We start from the raw sequence: 19,296 nt of genomic DNA on the forward strand, positions 1-19,296 counted from the left end.
TAATTTAAATATTTAATTTTGGGGTGTTTGGGACTATGCAAAATGAATTGATTTTTAAAACTGTTTTACATAGAGAAATATTAAAATTTGAAGAACAAATAATAGATTCATTAAATAAAAATAAAAATGTAATTATTAATGGAAAAAGAGGATATGGAAAAACTTTTATATTAAAGAGAATTACGGAGAGACTAAAAAGTAATAAAACTTATTCTATTTATTTAAATTCTGAAGAAGAAAATATATGGTCAAACTTTTTATCTCAGTTATTGAATATTTATATGTTATCTAAGAATTACACAGTATTTAATAAAGAAATTTTAGAATTGTCATTAATAAATATTAATAAACAATGTGAAGAGGAACTATATAAATCATTTTATTATATAAGGCAAATAATAAAAGATATTACAGTATATACGAAATTAGTTGTTCTGGTAGATAATATACAATATCAAAAAGAAAATTTTTTAGACTTAATCTCTTTTTTATTAAAAGAAAAATTGTTTGATGGATTTAATTTGGTTGTAGCATATTCTGAAGATCTGGATGACAATTTTACAAGTTTTATTGAAAAAATTAAAAAGGCAGATTTTATTGAATATAGTTTAAAGAAAATAAATACAAAGCTAATAAAAGATATTTATTATGAAATATTTAATAATTATGATGAAATTAAAGTAAAAAAAATCGTTGAAATAACAGATGGAAATCCTCTTTTAGTATTACAATATTTAAATTACGAAAAAAATAATAGCGAAAAGACGTATTTTGATGAACTTTGGCCAATAAAAACTTTTAATGAATTGGAAGAAAAAGAAAAAAATATAATTGAGCTTATTTGTTTTTTTAAAAATGGTGTTAATTCATTTATTTTAACTGAACTAACAGGATACCCATTAACGAAAGTAGAACAAATAATAAAAAAGGTATATCTGTTAGGGTTGATTAGTTATAGTATTACAGATATAGGATTAATATATAAAGTACCCTATATGGTATTTAAAGACTTTATATTAGAAAAAATGGATAATGAATATAAGGGCAAAATAAGAACAAAAATTATCAACTTACTAAATACAGATCAAACATATTTTTTTGTATTTAATGATGAGGTTTTATTTCAAATAAACCAGATTAATGATATTAAACTAAAATTAGAATATTTAAATAAACTTCAGAGGTTTTATTTAAAACAGAAAAAATGGAATGCACTTATAGAAATAAAGTCTGAATTAATGAAATTACATTCATATGAAGATGGGTTAAAAATTTATGAGTCAATATCAGGAATATATGAATTAGTTGGTGAAACTAATAGAGTAATTGAAATTTATGATAATTTGTTAAATCAATATAAAAACAACAGCTATAAAACATTAGATATTCTGATTAAAAAAGCAAAAGTATTTGTAAGGACTAATAATGTTAAGGATTTTAAAACAATATTACAAAAAATAAAAGAATATAAAATAGAAGACATTAACAATAAAAAACTTAAGGATAGTGTAAGGATACTTAATACATATAATGCTCTATTTGATGGAGAATTAGAGACTGCAAAATATATTTGTAATAATATATTAAAAGATAAAAAAACAGCATTGATTTTAAAAGGTGAAGCTTATCAAATTTTAGCAGTAGTTGATAAATTTACTGGAAATCCTAAGGGAGCGATAAGAAATTTTTTAAAGGCATATAAACTATTTACAAAGTGTGGATATGTGAGAGGTATTGTGCATTCACTAAATAATTGTGGCACAATATGGGTTGATGATTTAAAGAATTTTGAAATGGGATTAAAATATTTAAAAAGGTCTTTAGAAGTTGCAAGGAGAAATAACGTTACATCCTTAGAAATTATGCCTATATGTAATATGGCATTTATATCATTTTATAAATTTAACTTTGATGAATGTAAAAAATATTGTATAGAAGCTATAAGATACATAAATAGAGTTAATAATTTAGCTATAAAAAATATACTTTTAGGATGTCTTTCTTTTATAGAATTATGGAATGGAAATTTTAAAAAAGCAATGAAATATATTCAAGAACAAAAGGAATTGATAGATAAGGTACATAATAGTTATTTATGGGCCTATAATTTATCAATGGCTTTGTTTAACTTATTAATAAATAATGAAGTAGAGTTTAATAATTATTTAAATAAGATAAGGCTGAATGAGGATAAGCTGCCTATAAATGAAGAGATAGAGTTGTTATTTAATATAAATAATCCCCAATACTTTATTGATAATATAGACAATATTAATCCAAGTTTAAAATTAGATATATGTTTACAGTTATGTGAAAAAGGTTTTGATAGCTATGCAATGACAATATATAAAGGCGTAAAATTAGATGAAGAATGTAATATAGATTCAATAGCAAAAGACTATATAGTAAGATATTTTTTAGGATATCCTTTAAATTTAGAAACCATAGAATCAATTATAGGAAGTGTAAAAAATAAGCACATACTATGGAAGCTGTATTGCATAAAATCAATATTAAACAATAATAAAAATAATAAATTTTCAGCTATAAATGATATAATGCAAGCAGCAAATATAATAAATAATATTTTTTATGCAGTAGATTTTTCGTACAAAAATAATTATATAAAAATATATGAATTATATTTAAAAGAACTTGAAAGAGAAAATCTAATAGAATATTTTAATTTTGTATTAAGTGAAGATAATAAACATAGTAGAATAAATGATGATATTATAAAGAAATATTGGATAGATGAAACCAAAAATAAAGGAAAAGTAATATTTGAAGATATAATTCAAGTTGTCAAAGAGTTTTCAGGTGATTGTGTCAAAAACTTAGAATTAATAACAAATTTTATACAATGTATGACTATGTCTCAAGAAGTATATATAGTAGATACTTCAAATAATGTAATAGTAAGTACAAATAATAAATTGAAAAATAGGCAAATAGTAAAAGATTTAAAAGAAGGTATTTATAAATCATATAAATATAATATAAATAAAAAGGTAACGAAAATGATAATTGAAATAAAAAATCAAGAATTTAATGAAGCTTTTTTGGTAGTTGAAAGCGATAAATTTTACAATAATATAAATGTAGATTCGTTTAATCAATGTAAAATGTTGACTAATTTATTGATATATAATATACATCAATTTAACATCAATCAGAATTTTTATATTGATAAGTTAACTGGTGCATATAATAGAAAATATATGGATAAGGTTTTTGAGGAGTTGGATAATTTCAAGAATTATAGTATAGCAATGTTTGATATGGATAATTTTAAATATATAAATGATAAATATGGTCATTTATTAGGGGACAAGGTTTTACAGGAGTTTTCTAAGGTGATATTAACAACTAAAAAAAGAGATTATTTACTCTTTAGATATGGTGGAGAAGAGTTTTTATTATTTATGCCAGATACATCAAAGGAAGAAGCATTAGTTTTTTGTGAAGAAGTAAGAAAAATTATAGAAAATAAGGCTATAGAGGGCGTAGACTTTAAACTTACAGTAAGTTCGGGAATATATTTTTGTAACAATACTAAGGAAAAAATAAATTCAGCAATTGAAAAAGCAGATATGGCTCTTTATTTATCAAAAAATACAGGTAAAAATAAATGTACAGCTTGGGATGCAGAAAATAATATAAAAGTAAATAATGAAAAATCTATTTCAACTGGAAATATATTAAAGGATATAAATTATTTAAATGGTATGTATAAATTAATAAATATAGTTAAAATGAGATTAAATAAAGAACAAAAGGTTGAATTATATAAAAACATTATTAAGGAAATTACATCAGCAACATATGTAGACATATTTATACCTTCAACTAAAATTATTGAAGATAATTTATTCGAATATACTCTATTAAAGATGATAGAAGATAAGAGTCTAAAGGTATTTGTTGAAACTATAAAAAATAATAATTCATTTTTCATTAAAGAAAATGTACTTGTTCCTATAATAAAAAATGAAAAGATTGAATATGTTTTACATATTGTATTTGATAACCAAAACTTGCTTCTGACACAACAGGATTATAATATGCTTTCAACTATTGCTCAAATATACTTGCTTATGGTATAATCAAGTGTTGTTAAAACTTTTATACAAAGGAGCGTTAGGTATGAGCTTATATAAAAAGTGGGAAGAGCTTGCAGATTCAAAGGTTAATGCACCAGACTATGAAGAGTTTTGGACAGATTATCTAAAGAAGGAACAATTAATCTACAAGGACATATTAGAAAATAAGAAAAACATTATTGAAGGAAAGTTAAAGGACCTTGCTAATCAATATGGTGTTGATGAACTTACATTTGCTGCATTTGTATCAGGTATTAATACAAGCTTAGTAAATCCAGTAGATGAAGAAAAATTAGAAGAAGATACAGAACTTAAGCTTGAAATAGATTTTGAAAAGCTATACTACAATATGCTTGATGCAAAGGCAAATTGGTTGTATGAACTTCCAGAATGGGATGGCATTTTAACAGTTGAAAGAAGAAAAGAGATAAGAAAAGAATACAACAAGTCAAAGATAGTTGTAAATGAAAATAAGGTTGGTAGAAACGATCCTTGTCCTTGTGGTTCAGGTAAGAAATATAAGAAGTGTTGTGGAAAATAAGGTGCAGATGCACCTTATTTTTTTACTATATTATTTTTAAAAATGAATAATATTTTAAAGAACGATATAATATATTGTATTTATATAATAACTGAATTATTATATAATTAAATAATAAATATTTTTTTCTTATTATTTGTAGTAGACTAAAAATATAAACGATAGCTTGCTATTGTATTTTATTATATAGAAATTTGTATATTTAAAAAATTTTAGTTTAAATTTTCTTTTAAATTTACCATTTTAAAAATAATATGATAAAATATTATTAGTTTTTCAAGAAATTTATATAATTTAAAAGTAAAAATATAAGTTAGCGTAAATATAATAAATTATTTGAGTTCACCAATTAAGGTGAATTTTATTATTGACATAAAATTAAATTTACAAATACAACTTATAATTTTAGTAATCAAATTAAAAAACAATAGTATAATATTAATATTTAAATTGTTATAGAAGGAAGGTCTTAGTATGATGAAGGTTTTGCGATGTGGTATAGATGTAGGTTCCACCACAGTAAAACTTGTTTTGCTTGGGAAAAATGGAGAGATACTCTTTAAAAGATACCAAAGACATTATTCTGATATTAAAGGAACTCTTAGGGCTTTATTGAAGGAGCTTTTAGATGAATTTGGAGATTTAGATTTTAAGGTTAAGGTTACAGGTTCGGGTGGACTTTCAATTTCAAAGTGGACAAATATACCCTTTGAGCAGGAAGTTGTAGCTTTAACCTACGCGGTAGAAAAATTAATAAGAGAAGTTGATGTTGCTATAGAACTTGGTGGAGAGGATGCTAAAATTACATATTTTAAAAATGGAATAGAGCAGAGAATGAATGGAACCTGTGCAGGAGGTACAGGTGCATTTATAGACCAAATGGCAGGTTTGCTTAATACAGATGCAGATGGATTAAATGAACTTGCAAAGGATTATGAGATAATATATCCAATTGCCTCAAGATGTGGTGTTTTTGCTAAAACAGATGTACAACCTCTATTAAATGAGGGAGCAAGAAAAGAGGATATAGCTGCATCTATTTTTCAGGCAGTAGTAAACCAAACTATAAGTGGACTTGCTTGTGGTAGACCTATAAAGGGTAAAGTTGCATTTTTAGGAGGGCCTTTATACTTTTTATCAGAGCTTAGAAGAAGGTTTATAGAAACTCTTGACCTAAAAGAAGAGGATGTTTATATACCACAAAATTCACAAGTATTTGTAGCAATAGGAGCAGCACTTTTAAGTAGCAACAGCAATTTGTACAAATTAAGTGAAATTATAAATAAATTAGATGAAGCAGCAAATATAATAGAAGTTGATGAAGATGTATTAGAACCTTTATTTAAGGATGAAGATGAGTATATAGAATTTAAAAATAGACACCAGAAAAACAAGGTTAAAAGAAGAGACTTAGAAACCTATGAAGGCGAATGTTTCTTAGGAATAGATGCAGGTTCAACTACAACAAAGGTAGCATTAATAGATAAAGATGGAAACCTTCTATATTCTTTTTATTCCAGTAATCAAGGAAGTCCATTAAACTCTATAATAGAAGCTCTAAAGGATCTATATAGGAACTTAAACGATAAAACATATATTGCAAAATCTGCAGTTACAGGTTATGGAGAACAGCTATTAAAAAATGCATTAAATATAGATATAGGTGAAGTTGAAACTGTTGCACATTTTAGAGCAGCAGACTATTTCTTAGATGGAGTGGACTTTATATTAGATATAGGCGGACAGGATATGAAATGTCTGACTGTAAAGGATGGAATAATTGAAAATATTATGTTAAATGAAGCCTGCTCATCTGGATGTGGATCTTTTATTGAGGGATTTGCAAAGTCTCTTGGGATGTCAATAGAGGATTTTGCAAAGTCAGCACTTTTTGCAAAACATCCTGTAGACTTAGGAAGTAGATGTACAGTTTTTATGAATTCAAAGGTAAAGCAGGCACAAAAGGAAGGTGCAACTGTTGAGGATATTTCAGCAGGACTTTCATACTCTGTTATAAAAAACGCTCTTTTTAAGGTTATTAAACTTAAGGATTCAAAGGATATTGGAAGCAAGGTTGTAGTGCAGGGCGGTACCTTCTACAACGATGCAGTTTTAAGGGCTTTTGAAAAAATAACAGGGCTTAATGTTGTAAGACCTGATATATCAGGAATAATGGGTGCCTTTGGAGCTGCACTTATAGCAAAGGATAATTACACAGATGGAGAAAAATCAAAAATATTAAAGTTAGAGGAGATAAATAGTTTAACATATTCAAATGAAATAAAAAGGTGTAAACTATGTACAAACAATTGTCTTCTTACTATTACAAGAATAAATGATAAAAGTGTTGTAACGGGTAATAGATGTGAAAGAGGAGCAGGAATAGAAAATACAAGGGAGAAGCTACCAAATCTTTATGAATATAAATATAACAAACTATTTAGCTATAAACCTTTAGATGATAACCAAGCTATAAGAGGAAGTGTTGGAATACCAAGAGTACTTAATATGTATGAAGATTATCCCTTCTGGTTTATCTTCTTTACTGAGCTTAAATTTAAAGTTGTATTATCAGATACATCAACAAGAAGGTTATATGAACTTGGAATGGATACAATTCCTTCAGATACAGTATGTTATCCTGCAAAGATTGTGCACGGGCATATTGTAAACTTAATAAATAAGGGAGCAAACTTTATTTTCTATCCAGCATTGCCCTATGAAAAGATAGAATTTAGTGATGCCCACAACCACTATAACTGTCCAGTTGTAACATCCTATAGTGAAGTAATTAAAAACAATATGGATATTTTAAATGAAAGGGGAATAAAGTTTTTAAATCCATTCCTACCCTTTGATGATAAGGAAAAACTAAAGAGTAGATTGGCGGAAGAACTTTCTGATTTTAATATACCGTTTGAAGAAATTAATAGGGCAGTAGATAAGGCAGATAAGGAATTGAGTAGATTTAAAGAGGATATAAGAAGAAAGGGACAGGAAGTATTAGAATATATTGAAAAGAATAATAATAAGGGTATTGTACTTGCGGGACGCCCATATCATTTAGATAAAGAAATAAATCACGGAATAGATAGACTTATAGTATCACAGGGCTTTTGTGTTTTAACAGAGGATAGTATTGCTCATCTTGGTAAATTAGATGAACCTTTAAGGGTTGTAGACCAATGGGCATATCATTCAAGACTCTATAGGGCTGCAAGTTTTGTGGCAAAAAGTAAAAATTTAGAGCTTGTTCAACTTACATCCTTTGGATGTGGGCTTGATGCTATAACTTCTGACCAAGTTAAAGAACTACTTGAAGCCTATGGTAAGATTTATACTTTAATTAAGATAGATGAAATAAATAACTTAGGGGCAGTAAAAATTAGAATTAGGTCACTTAAAGCTGCAGTTGAAGAAAGAGATAGGTTAAACTTTGTTCCAAAGAGAATAAAGACATACAGTGAAAAGGTTACTTTTACAAAGGATATGAAGAAAAAACATACAATACTTGCACCGCAGATGGCACCAATTCATTTTGAATTAGTACAGGAGGCCTTTAGATGGGCAGGATATAACCTTGAGGTTCTTCCATCAGTTGATAAAAATGCAATAGATGAGGGACTAAAGTATGTAAATAATGATGCTTGCTATCCTTCAATTATTGTAGTTGGACAACTTATGAGTGCACTAAAGTCAGGTAAGTATGACCTTAACAATACTTCTGTTATAATATCTCAAACAGGGGGAGGATGTAGAGCCACAAACTATATAGGATTTTTAAGAAAGGCACTTTCAGATGCAGGACTCTCACACATTCCTGTAATATCACTAAATGCCGTTGGACTTGAAAAAAATCCAGGTTTTAAGGTAACACTTCCAATGCTTCATAGAGGAGTTATGGCACTACTCCTTGGAGACTTAATTATGAGGCTTTTATATAGAACAAGACCATATGAAAAGGAAAAGGGAAGCTGTGACAGGCTTTATGAAAAATGGATTAATAGATGTAAAAGAGTAGTGAGAAGTGGAAGCGTTTTTGAGTATAAGAAGGTTGTAACTGATATGATTGCAGACTTTGAAGCTGTAGAGATAGAAGAAACAAGAAAGCCAAGAGTTGGTGTAGTAGGTGAAATACTTGTTAAGTTCCATCCAACAGCAAATAACGATATTGTAAAGCTAATAGAAGAAGAGGGAGGAGAAGCTGTAGTTCCTGACCTTGTTGATTTCTTCTTGTATAGTGCCTACGATGCAGAATATAAGCATAAGTATTTATCGGGTAGCAAAAAGGCAAAGATTTTAGGAAATGCAACTATAAAAGTAGTTGAGATGTATAGAAATGTGATAAGAAGGGCTCTTGAGAATTCATCAAGATTTGAGGTACCAACAACTATTTACCATTTAGCTGAAAAGGCAAAGGAAATAATAGATTTAGGAAATCAAACAGGAGAAGGATGGCTTCTAACGGCAGAGATGATTGAGCTAATTGAAATGGGAGTGCCAAACATTGCGTGTCTTCAACCCTTTGCTTGTCTTCCAAACCACGTAACAGGAAAGGGAGTTGCAAAGGCATTAAGGGAAAGATATAAGGATGTAAATATAGTTGCAATAGATTATGATCCAGGGGCAAGTGAAGTAAATCAAGTAAACAGGCTTAAACTTATGATGTCTGTAGCCCATAGGAGGGTATTAGAATCAGCTCAAAAATATATGGACAGCAACATACTACAAGAGGCAAGCGTAGCAGAGGAGAACTAAACGGTCAAAAATAATAGTCCATAAGGGAGTATGTAAGAGCCAGTTGGGATAAAATTAAATCAACTGGCTCTTATAATCATACTATTATTCTGAATTTTACTTGCCCTTGATGGTGCATAATATGATATGTTTGGTCAATTGGAAAGTGTAATTACAGATATTTCTGGTGGATTGAATAGCCTAATTTTAAAATCACCATACCCCAATCCTCTATTTACAATCAATATTTTACCATTGACTTGATATTTGCCAGAATCATATTTAGGGAAAAAACTTCTCTCAGGAGAGAGTAATCCACCAACAAAGGGTATTCTAATCATACCACCATGAATATGCCCACATAAAATTAAATCTGCACCCCAATTGGAATAGGTATCAGCATATAGGGGATTATGAGTTAGCAAGATGTTATATGAATTAGTATCCAAATCCCCTAAAATAGCTTTTATCTGTTTTTCACCAAAAAATAAATCCTTTGTAGTTTGCATATTTAAATCTTTATAATATCTAAGATGAAACCATAATCCATATATATTAATACTATCATTGCCTTTTTTAATTGTAACTTTTTCATTATCAAGCACTTTTATTCCAAATTCATTAAGTTTATCTTTCAATATTTTTCTTTGTTCATAATTTAAGTTTTGTTCGTGGTTACCAAAGATATAATATGTATCAAAGTTTTTGCTAATATGATTTGCTAAATTGAAGAAGACTTCATAATTAGTATCTTTTTTATTAATCATATCACCCGTCATTACAATAATATCAGGATTTTCACTATTAATCTTTTCAATAATTTTACTATTGTTATTTCCAAACTCTCTACTGTGTAAATCTGATAATTGAAGTATTTTAAAGCCCTTCATTGAAGCTGGAATTTTATTTGATTTTACTGTATAGTATGATACTTGAATTGAATTATTATCAAAATATATCTTTATAAAAATAATTATTATTAGTAAAGTTACAGCAATAAGGATGTTTTTTTGTTTAACCTTCATTTTTATTACCTCACTTATTTACTAAATTTTGCCTTACTGTATTATTACCATTATTATACATTAAAATAATTAATAATAATATACTTTTTCTAACATTGATTGGTAGTGAAACAATTAAAACAAACAATAATGAAAAAAAGAGGTAATTAATAAATAGTTATAAATTTCTAAAAATTGCAAAGTACATACTCTTTTATTTTGTTTAAATTATTTTAAAAACTCATACAAATTGCCACTACTTAAGCGTTTAATTTTGTTGTAGAATTATAGAGAAGGGAGTGATTTATTTGTTAGGAAAGGTGAAGGAATATGTAAGGAGAGAGAATAAGTTTATATTTAGTTTCGAAAATGGAGAGGGTATCATAGATGTAATAAGTGATACAATTATAAACGTTTTTGTTCCAATGAAATATAAGGAACATAATTCAAAGGCTATTGAGAATTTGAAAATAAAGGAAGCAAACATATTAGAAAAAAGATATGAAGATAGAGTAGAGATAGAAACTAATGATGTTATTGTTGTAGTGTATGACAACTTTAGGGTAGATTTTTATGATAAACAGAAAAATCCATTATGTTTAGATTATGATGGTGAGAGATGCCCATTTATAAGACGTGGAAATACTTCAATTGCAGAAGGTGAAGGAATAAGTACACAGACAGATTTTAAACCTCATAAAATAGAAGTTATAAAAAAGATGCTTGGGGATGAATATTTTTATGGATTTGGAGAAAAAACAGGACATCTTAACAAAAGAGGATATTATTACGAGATGTGGAATACAGATGATCCAAAACCCCACGTTGAAAACTATACAACACTATATAAATCTATTCCTTTCTTTATTACACTGAGAGAAAATAAGGCCTTTGGTATATTCTTTGACAACACCTTTAAAACATATTTTGATATGGGAAAGGAAAACAGTAGTTACTACTATTTTGGTGCCGATGATGGTAATTTGGATTATTATTTTATCTATGGCCCAAAGGTAGTTGATGTTATTGATGCATATACATATTTAACAGGGAGAACACCACTTCCTCAAATGTGGACACTTGGCTATCAGCAGTGTAGATGGAGTTATGCTCCTGAGAGTAGGGTTTTAGAGATTGCAGAAAACTTTAGAAAAAGGGATATCCCCTGTGATGTAATATATCTTGATATAGATTATATGGATGGATACAGGGTGTTTACTTGGGATAAGGAGAAATTTAAAGATCCAAAGGCCTTTACAGACAGGCTAAAGGATATGGGCTTTAAGGTTGTAACAATTATCGACCCAGGTGTTAAAAAGGATAAGGGATACTATGTTTATGATGAAGGAATAGAAAATGGATATTTTGCAACGGATAAGGATGGTATTCCTTATATAAATGAGGTTTGGCCAGGAGAATCTTTATATCCTGATTTTTCTGATGAAAGGGTTAGAAGATGGTGGTCGGAAAAGCAAAGGGTTATGGTAGATAGTGGTGTAGCTGGTATTTGGAATGATATGAACGAACCAGCATCCTTTAGAGGACCACTTCCAGATGATGTTCAATTTAAAAACGATGGATATCCAACAGACCATAGGGAGATTCACAATGTATATGGACATCTTATGTCAAAGGCTACCTATGAGGGGTTAAAGAGATATACGAATAAAAGACCTTTTGTTATAACAAGGGCGTGCTTTGCAGGAACACAAAAATATTCAACAGTTTGGACAGGAGATAACCATAGTTTCTTTGAACATTTAAGAATGGCTGTTCCTATGCTTTTAAATTTAGGATTATCAGGTTTTGCCTTCTGCGGAACAGATGTGGGAGGATTCCAGTTTGATTGTACTCCAGAGCTTTTATCAAGATGGGTACAACTTGGATGCTTTACTCCACTATTTAGAAACCACTCCTGTATACACACAAGAGACCAAGAACCTTGGGCCTTTGATGAAAAGACAGAGGAGATAAATAGAAAGTATATAAAGCTAAGATACAAGCTTCTGCCATACTTATATGATTTATTCTACCAAGCAGAAGAAAAAGGACTTCCAATAATGAGGCCTCTATTTATGCATTATATGGAGGATAAGAATACCTACGAATTAAATGATGAATTTTTATTTGGTGAAAATATTTTAGTTGCACCAATACTAGAGCAGGGAAAAACCTTTAGAGCAGTATATCTACCACAGGGTGTATGGTATGACTATTGGACAGGAGAAGTATTAGAAGGAAATAGGGTAGTTCTAAAGGATGCCCCAATTGATATCTGTCCTATATATATAAAAGAAGGTAGTATTATACCAACATATAAAGAGATGAATTATGTAGGAGAAAAGGAATTGGATGAAGTAGAATTTGAAGTTTATAAGGGTAATGGAAGCTATCTTCACTATGAAGATGATAGAGAGACCTTTAATTATAGGGAAGGAGAATATAATCTTTACAAATTAGTACAAACTGAACAAGAGGACTTTGTAAATATAAGTTTTAGTGTTGAACAGAAAGGATATGATAAGGGCTATAAAAAGGCAAAGATTAGATTAAAGAACATAAAGGCAGAAAAGGTTACAGCAAATGATGTTGAAATTGAATGGGAAGTTAATGGAAAAGATACAGTAGTTTCTTTAGAGATTAAAGATTGCCAAATAAAATTCTATATATAGGAAATTAGCCGGCTTAATGCCGGCTTATACCATTTTTTATAAATCTATATTAAAGGGGGAACTATTATGGGGGGAAATTTGAGCTTCACTTTACGTATCTAATAATACACATTCAATATTAAGATGTTGTTGATAAATTGTAAACATAATGTAAATAATAATGTCAAAATATTTTTACAGAGGTTTACAATTTGTTTAAGTTATTTTAACTAATAAACAATAAACCTTTTAATAAATTTATGATATATTATTTATTGTTATTATTACATTAAGGAAAGGTGATAGTGTGAATATTAAGGAAGTTATGGATATAGCAAGCTTTTCAGGGGAGATACTTTTATCAAGTGGTGCAGAGATATATAGGGTTGAGGATACTATAACAAGAATTTGTAATACCTATGGAGTCCATTGTGAGTGCTTTGTTATGCCAACAGGATTTTCTTTAACAGTACGAAACAAAAATGGAGATGTCTTAAGTAATGTAAAAAGAATAAGGCAAAGAAGCGTTGATCTTCATAGGGTTGAGATGGTAAACACCTTTTCAAGAAGGCTTTTAAATGAGAGGGCCTCCTACAAAGAGGCAATGGAGGAGTTAAATAGAATAAAAAATATGCCCTATTTTAGTTATAATCTTCAGATTATATCATCGGGCTTTGTTGCCTTTGGCTTTGCTAAACTATTTGGAGGTAGCTTTTTAGATTCATTAGTTGCTTTTGTAATAAGTATGTTTATTTTTTATATAAAAGATAACATTCAAAAGTACGGATTCTTTCAATTTTTAGAGTTTTTTCTGTCAGGCCTTATGGCAGGAGTATTATCAATAGTAGTTGCTAAGTTAATTCACTATATAAATGTAGACAAAGTAATAATAGGTGCTATAATGACGCTTGTTCCTGGTGTTGCCATTACAAATGGTATAAAGGATGCCCTATATGGTGACTTTATATCAAGTTTTGCAAGGTTAATTGAAGCATCCTTTATAGCAATAGCGATAGGTCTTGGTGTTGGTGTTTCATTAATACTACAATTAAGTTGGGTGTGAGGTAATATGATGGATTTTGTTTTAGCATTTGTAGGAAGTTTTGCAGGTGCAATACTTTTTAACATTGAACGAAAAAATTTAGTATGGGCTGGTTTATGTGGAGGAATTTCTTGGGTTGTATTTAAGGTATTATTTATACAGACAGATAGAGTAGTTTTTTCTACCTTTCTTGCAGCTTTTGTCTGTGGAATATATAGTGAGGCAATGGCAAGGAAGCGTAAAACTCCAGCCTTTGTATTTTCAATTCCAGGGATTTATCCACTTGTTCCAGGTATTACTGCCTATACTACTGTTAGAGCAATAGTAGAAGGAAGACTAATATTTGCTGCAAATAAGGGAATAGAAACAATAGGAACAGCAGGTGCAATTGCCTTTGGGATAATGCTGGCATCTACTGTATTTCAATTTGTATACAAAGTTAATGAAAAGTATAGAAAAAAGCCTAAGGTTACTTCTTAGGCTTTTTTTTACATTCACTACATATTCCATAAAGTTCAACCTTATGGTCTAAAAGCTCAAAGTCCTCATCATCTATATTTGATTTAAACATTTCGAGGGGACAAAAGTCTATAGCCTTTGTTTTGCCACATTGTGTACATATAATATGGTGGTGGTGATTGTCTAAATCAATTATTTCATAAAAGCAGGTGCTATTTGCATCCATATTTGTTTTATGTACTAATTCAAGTTCTTCAAGAATTTCTAAATTTCTATATACTGTTGAAAAATTTGTTTGAGGGCATTTAATTTTAGATAAAGTTAGTATGTCTTCAGCAGATAAAAACTTACCAATGTTTTCGCATAAAACCTCTAATATAGCTCTTCTTTGGTTTGTCATTTTATATCCATTTGACTTTAATATCTCTTCAAGTTGTACTGCATTCATATTAACACACTCCATATTATTTTTCTGGTGGGAATATAAAGGAATTCACTAAAAATGCAACGACAATTCCGATAAGTGTTTCAAAAAGTCTTTTGTAGCTGTATATAAGGGCGTGTTTATTATCCTTTACATTTAACATAATTGCTAAAAAAACAATTCCTGCCATTGATATTGCATCATTCCACTCAAGCCTATTACAAATGCATATAAGAACAATTATACCTAAAGCAGAAAATATTGCATTTGTTGGAAATATAGAAGCAAATATAAAACCAAGAAGTGCCCCAACTACTGTGCCTAAAAGTCTATTTTTACCTGTTATAAATGTTTTTTCTAAAGTGGTTTGCATACAAACAAGTGCTGCTATAGCAGCATAAAATGGATAATCAAGCCAAACAAAATTTGAAATTAAAATTGATAAAAACACCGAAAGTGCAGTTTTTATGTTCCTAAGACCAATATTCATTTCATCACCTTTACAATTTTGTTTATTAAGATTATTATAATCAAAGACGAAATAATTTTCAAATATAGGTGGTGAAACAAATGAAGATGTGGGGAGATAAGAGATACTATTCCCTTAATTATTTCTTAAGACAGAAGTTTGGAGAGAAGGTTTTTAAGATATCCCTTGACGCTGGATTTTCTTGTCCAAATAGAGATGGCAAGATCTCAAGTGGAGGATGTATATTCTGTAGTGCAAGAGGTTCTGGAGATTTTGCAGGTTGTGGAGATGATTTAGTTAAACAATTTAATGATATAAAAGAAATAATGAATAAGAAGTGGAAGGAAGGTAAATACATTCCTTATTTCCAAGCCTATACAAATACCTATGCACCAGTTGATGTATTAAGAGAAAAGTATTATAGCGTATTAAATTTAGATGGTGTTGTAGGACTTGCAATAGCAACAAGACCAGATTGCCTACCTGATGATGTTTTAGATTTATTGAGTGAAATAAATCAAAAAAAATATATTTGGGTAGAACTTGGACTTCAAACTATACACGATGATACAGCAAAGCTAATAAATAGAGGATATAACCTTGAGACGTATATTGATGCAGTAGAAAAATTAAAAAAGAGAAATATAGATGTAGTAACCCACGTAATACTTGGATTGCCTAAAGAAGATAGAAAGAGAATGCTTGAAACTGTTGAATTTGTTGCAAAGACAAATACACAGGGAATAAAGCTTCATCTTTTACATCTAATGAAGGGAACAAAAATGGTGGAACTTTATCAAAGAGGGGAATTGAAATTTTTAGAGATGGATGAGTATGTAGATTTAGTTGTTGATTGTATAGAGAGACTTCCTGAAAATATGGTGGTTCATAGAATGACAGGGGATAGCCCGAGGGAACTTTTAATTGGTCCAATGTGGAGCTTGAAAAAATGGGAAGTTCTAAATGCAATAGACAGAAGGTTTATAGAGAGAGACACTTGGCAGGGAAGACTTGTGTAAATGCTACTTAGGTGAAATGTGACATTATACATTATGTTGTAAAGAACATTTCACCTTTTTATTTTAACGTTACAAATTCTTTAACAAAATTTACTTGAAATGAGCTTTTATTTAGTAGAAAATAGTAAATATATAAAAATAAATACATAAATAGAAAAAATAAAAATATATATGTTTTAGAAAATGAAAAAGGAGTGAAGTTATGTACAAAAAGCTTTATAGGTCAAGGACGGAGAGGATGATAGCAGGAGTTTGTGGTGGAATTGCCAAGTATTTTGAAATTGACCCTACATTAGTTAGATTAGCGTGGGTTTTTGCTACATTTCTTGGAGGTTCAGGTATTTTAGCATATTTAATATGTGCAATAGTAATTCCACTTGAACCGATTGAATGATATTATATGTTAGGGGGATTTTTATGTTTAAGAAAAGTTTAAAGCTTATTTTTACAGAACCACTTATGGTGCTTCCTCTATTTATATGCAATTTTTTAGGGAATGCAAGAATACCAGTGAAAAATCAAATTGGTTTTGGATATGGATTTGATATAAATAGTATAATTAGAGCCTATTCAAGACAAATTATGGTTGCACTGCTACTGATGGTTGTATTATTATTTATATCACCATATTTAACAGCTTGGACAAATTTGATGGTAAAGGATAAGGTTTTAAGTGGCAAAATAGATTTTAATAAAAATTCAAAAAAGGCATTTAAATATTATCTTAGAGTATTGGTGGTATCCTTGGCATTAATAGCTGCACTGATTATTTATATATTTTTATCTTTATATATAACAGGTATCTTATATGTTGCATCTAAAGGCTCAGCAGGTGTCTTTATAATTGGAATATTACTTTTTGTTTTAATTTTAGCTTTTATGGCTATATTGGTAACACCTGTGATTCCTATTCTTGTGGTTGAAGATGAAGGTTTTACAGGAGCATTTAAAAGGTCTTTTGAGTTTGGATTTTCAAATTTCTTTAATATTTTAGGTGTTTTCGTATTTAATATCATCATAGGATTATTAGTAAGTTTATTATTCAATAATGTAAAAATTATACAAACACTAATAAATTCATATATGGCAACTTTAGTAACTGTTTATATAATTAATAAATATATAGAAGATTATATAGGACTTGAATCTAATACAAAGGAAGTTCAAGCACAAGAGGATAGTATAGTAGAATAATATATTGGGGCAACTGCCCCCTTTTATTTTTTTGATTTAAATTTAACAAAGTTAATTTTTTGAACAAAATATTAACAGTAATACATTTTATTGACTCTTATTTCTGGAACAATTAAAATAATAATGTATATTTTGGAAATAAATTTAGAATATCACCTTGACAGAATATATTTATTTTTATATACTTTGATTATAAAAATATTTGATTATCAAAGTATAGAGGTGGTACTGTGTCAAAGACATATTCAGTTTTAAACGAGCTTTTAGTGGAATTATTTAATGACATACTTATGATTGAACAGCAGGCATTAAAATCAAAGGATTTTAATGATTTATCAATCACAGAAATCCATACAATTGAGGCAATAGGAATGTATGGAGATAAGACTATGTCTGAAGTCGCAGAAAAACTAAACATAACGGTAGGAACCCTTACTGTTGCAGTAAATAATCTTGAGAAAAAAGGATATGTAGAAAGAAAACGTTCAGAAGAGGATAGAAGAATAGTTTTTGTACATCTAACAAATAAGGGAAAACTTGCCTATAGAATGCACGAAAAGTTCCATAGTGCTATGATTAATGAAGTAATTGAGGGACTAACTGATGAGGAAGAAAAGATTTTAGTAAGTTCCCTTGAAAAATTAAATAACTTCTTTAAGAAAAGGCTTAAGAAAATAGGTGGTGAAGAATAAGTGAAACTAATTGGTATTGGAAAATGTGTTCCCGAGAGGGTTGTAACAAATGATGAACTATCTAATTTTGTTGACACATCAGATGAATGGATAGTAACAAGAACAGGAATAAAAGAGAGAAGATTAACCCTTGGACAAAATACCTCTGATTTAGCAAGTATTGCTGCACAAAGGGCAATAGATATGGCTAAAATAAGTGCAGAGGATATTGATTTGATAATAGTATCAACAGTAACACCCGATTATTTTACTCCATCAACAGCCTGTGTTGTTCAAAAGAATATAGGAGCAAAGAATGCAGCCTGCTTTGATCTGAATGCAGGTTGTACAGGGCTTATATATGGTCTTGTTACTGCAGACGCAATGCTAAAAACGTTGAACTATAGATATGCACTTATAATTGGTGCAGAAACTCTTTCAAAGATAGTTGATTGGAATGACAGAAATACCTGCGTTCTGTTTGGTGACGGTGCTTCTGCCTGTGTTGTAGAAGCATCAAAGGATGGAGTGCTAAGTATGTACCTTTCATCAGAGGGAGAAAAGGGAAAATACCTTGAGTGTAATGGGCTTCCTCTAAGAAACATTTTAATACAGAACACGTGGGATAGTTTTGTAAGGATGGATGGAAGGGAAGTTTTTAAGTTTGCAACAAATGCAATAGTGAAATGCATTGATATTCTTTTAAAGGACGCAAATTTACAAAAGGATGATATAGCCTATATTGTTCCACATCAAGCAAATATAAGAATAATAGACTATGCTGCAGATAAGACAGGAATAGGAAGGGATAAATTCTATGTTAATATAGATAAATATGGAAATACTTCATCTGCAAGCATAGGTATAGCCCTATGTGAGATGTATGAAAAGGGGATGTTAAAGAAGGATGATAAGGTTGTTTTAGTTGGCTTTGGAGGAGGATTAACTTCAGGAGGCCTAATAATAAATTGGAGTATATAAG

At 29.3% G+C, this 19,296-nt stretch carries 14 protein-coding genes; 11 read left to right on the plus strand and 3 right to left on the minus strand.

Features of this window, described 5'->3' with window-relative positions; genetic code table 11:
* The first annotated feature begins 35 nt into the window (after positions 1-35).
* From JG776_RS05190 to JG776_RS05200, 3 genes are all read left to right on the plus strand, one after another.
* Entirely contained in the window at positions 36-4,106 is a 4,071-nt protein-coding gene (locus JG776_RS05190; RefSeq protein ID WP_291965335.1) for a diguanylate cyclase, read from the plus strand.
* Positions 4,107-4,146: 40 nt separating this feature from the next.
* Entirely contained in the window at positions 4,147-4,644 is a 498-nt protein-coding gene (locus JG776_RS05195) for an SEC-C metal-binding domain-containing protein (protein ID WP_073248133.1), read from the plus strand.
* A gap of 474 nt (positions 4,645-5,118) precedes the next feature.
* Positions 5,119-9,402 (plus strand): 2-hydroxyacyl-CoA dehydratase, encoded by a 4,284-nt coding sequence (locus tag JG776_RS05200; RefSeq protein WP_291965339.1) that lies wholly within the window; start codon positions 5,119-5,121, stop codon positions 9,400-9,402.
* Positions 9,403-9,536: 134 nt separating this feature from the next.
* On the opposite strand, the gene JG776_RS05205 is transcribed toward JG776_RS05200, so the two are convergent.
* Complete coding sequence (locus JG776_RS05205) at positions 9,537-10,406, minus strand: metallophosphoesterase (protein ID WP_291965341.1); 870 nt, start codon at positions 10,404-10,406, stop codon at positions 9,537-9,539.
* A 287-nt stretch (positions 10,407-10,693) separates the two neighbouring features.
* Between JG776_RS05205 and JG776_RS05210 the strand changes: the two genes are divergently transcribed.
* The 3 genes from JG776_RS05210 to JG776_RS05220 all read left to right on the plus strand — a co-directional run bounded on the left by JG776_RS05210 (position 10,694) and on the right by JG776_RS05220 (position 14,558).
* The gene (locus JG776_RS05210) at positions 10,694-13,057 is read left to right on the plus strand and encodes a glycoside hydrolase family 31 protein (protein ID WP_291965343.1); all 2,364 of its coding nucleotides are present in this window, start codon (positions 10,694-10,696) and stop codon (positions 13,055-13,057) included.
* A 286-nt stretch (positions 13,058-13,343) separates the two neighbouring features.
* Positions 13,344-14,099, plus strand: coding sequence for a threonine/serine exporter family protein (locus tag JG776_RS05215; protein WP_291965345.1), 756 nt, complete (start codon positions 13,344-13,346; stop codon positions 14,097-14,099).
* Between the two features lie 6 nt (positions 14,100-14,105).
* Positions 14,106-14,558, plus strand: coding sequence for a threonine/serine exporter family protein (locus JG776_RS05220; RefSeq protein ID WP_291965347.1), 453 nt, complete (start codon positions 14,106-14,108; stop codon positions 14,556-14,558).
* Here JG776_RS05220 and JG776_RS05225 read toward each other — a convergent pair.
* A complete protein-coding gene (locus JG776_RS05225; protein ID WP_291965350.1) occupies positions 14,548-14,985 on the minus strand; it encodes a Fur family transcriptional regulator in 438 nt (145 codons plus the stop codon). The two genes, JG776_RS05220 and JG776_RS05225, sit on opposite strands and share 11 nt — an antisense overlap.
* Positions 14,986-15,001: 16 nt before the next feature.
* Positions 15,002-15,451 (minus strand): aromatic acid exporter family protein, encoded by a 450-nt coding sequence (locus JG776_RS05230; protein ID WP_291965351.1) that lies wholly within the window; start codon positions 15,449-15,451, stop codon positions 15,002-15,004.
* Between the two features lie 80 nt (positions 15,452-15,531).
* Here JG776_RS05230 and JG776_RS05235 point away from each other — a divergent pair, with 80 nt between their 5' ends.
* The 5 genes from JG776_RS05235 to JG776_RS05255 all read left to right on the plus strand — a co-directional run bounded on the left by JG776_RS05235 (position 15,532) and on the right by JG776_RS05255 (position 19,295).
* Complete coding sequence (locus JG776_RS05235) at positions 15,532-16,449, plus strand: TIGR01212 family radical SAM protein (protein WP_291965352.1); 918 nt, start codon at positions 15,532-15,534, stop codon at positions 16,447-16,449.
* 202 nt (positions 16,450-16,651) lie between these two features.
* Positions 16,652-16,843 carry a PspC domain-containing protein gene (locus JG776_RS05240; RefSeq protein WP_027308804.1) on the plus strand — a complete coding sequence of 64 codons (192 nt, stop codon included), beginning with the start codon at positions 16,652-16,654 and terminating at the stop codon, positions 16,841-16,843.
* 23 nt (positions 16,844-16,866) lie between these two features.
* Entirely contained in the window at positions 16,867-17,643 is a 777-nt protein-coding gene (locus JG776_RS05245) for a hypothetical protein (protein ID WP_291965355.1), read from the plus strand.
* Positions 17,644-17,873: 230 nt separating this feature from the next.
* The gene (locus JG776_RS05250) at positions 17,874-18,335 is read left to right on the plus strand and encodes a MarR family transcriptional regulator (protein ID WP_027308802.1); all 462 of its coding nucleotides are present in this window, start codon (positions 17,874-17,876) and stop codon (positions 18,333-18,335) included.
* Positions 18,336-19,295: a beta-ketoacyl-ACP synthase III gene (locus JG776_RS05255; RefSeq protein ID WP_291965357.1), complete on the plus strand. Its 960-nt coding sequence runs from the start codon at positions 18,336-18,338 to the stop codon at positions 19,293-19,295.
* Position 19,296: the final 1 nt, after the last annotated feature.

Origin of the sequence: Caloramator sp., assembly GCF_020054765.1 — a bacterium.
GTDB lineage: Bacteria > Bacillota > Clostridia > Clostridiales > Caloramatoraceae > Thermobrachium > Thermobrachium proteoclasticum.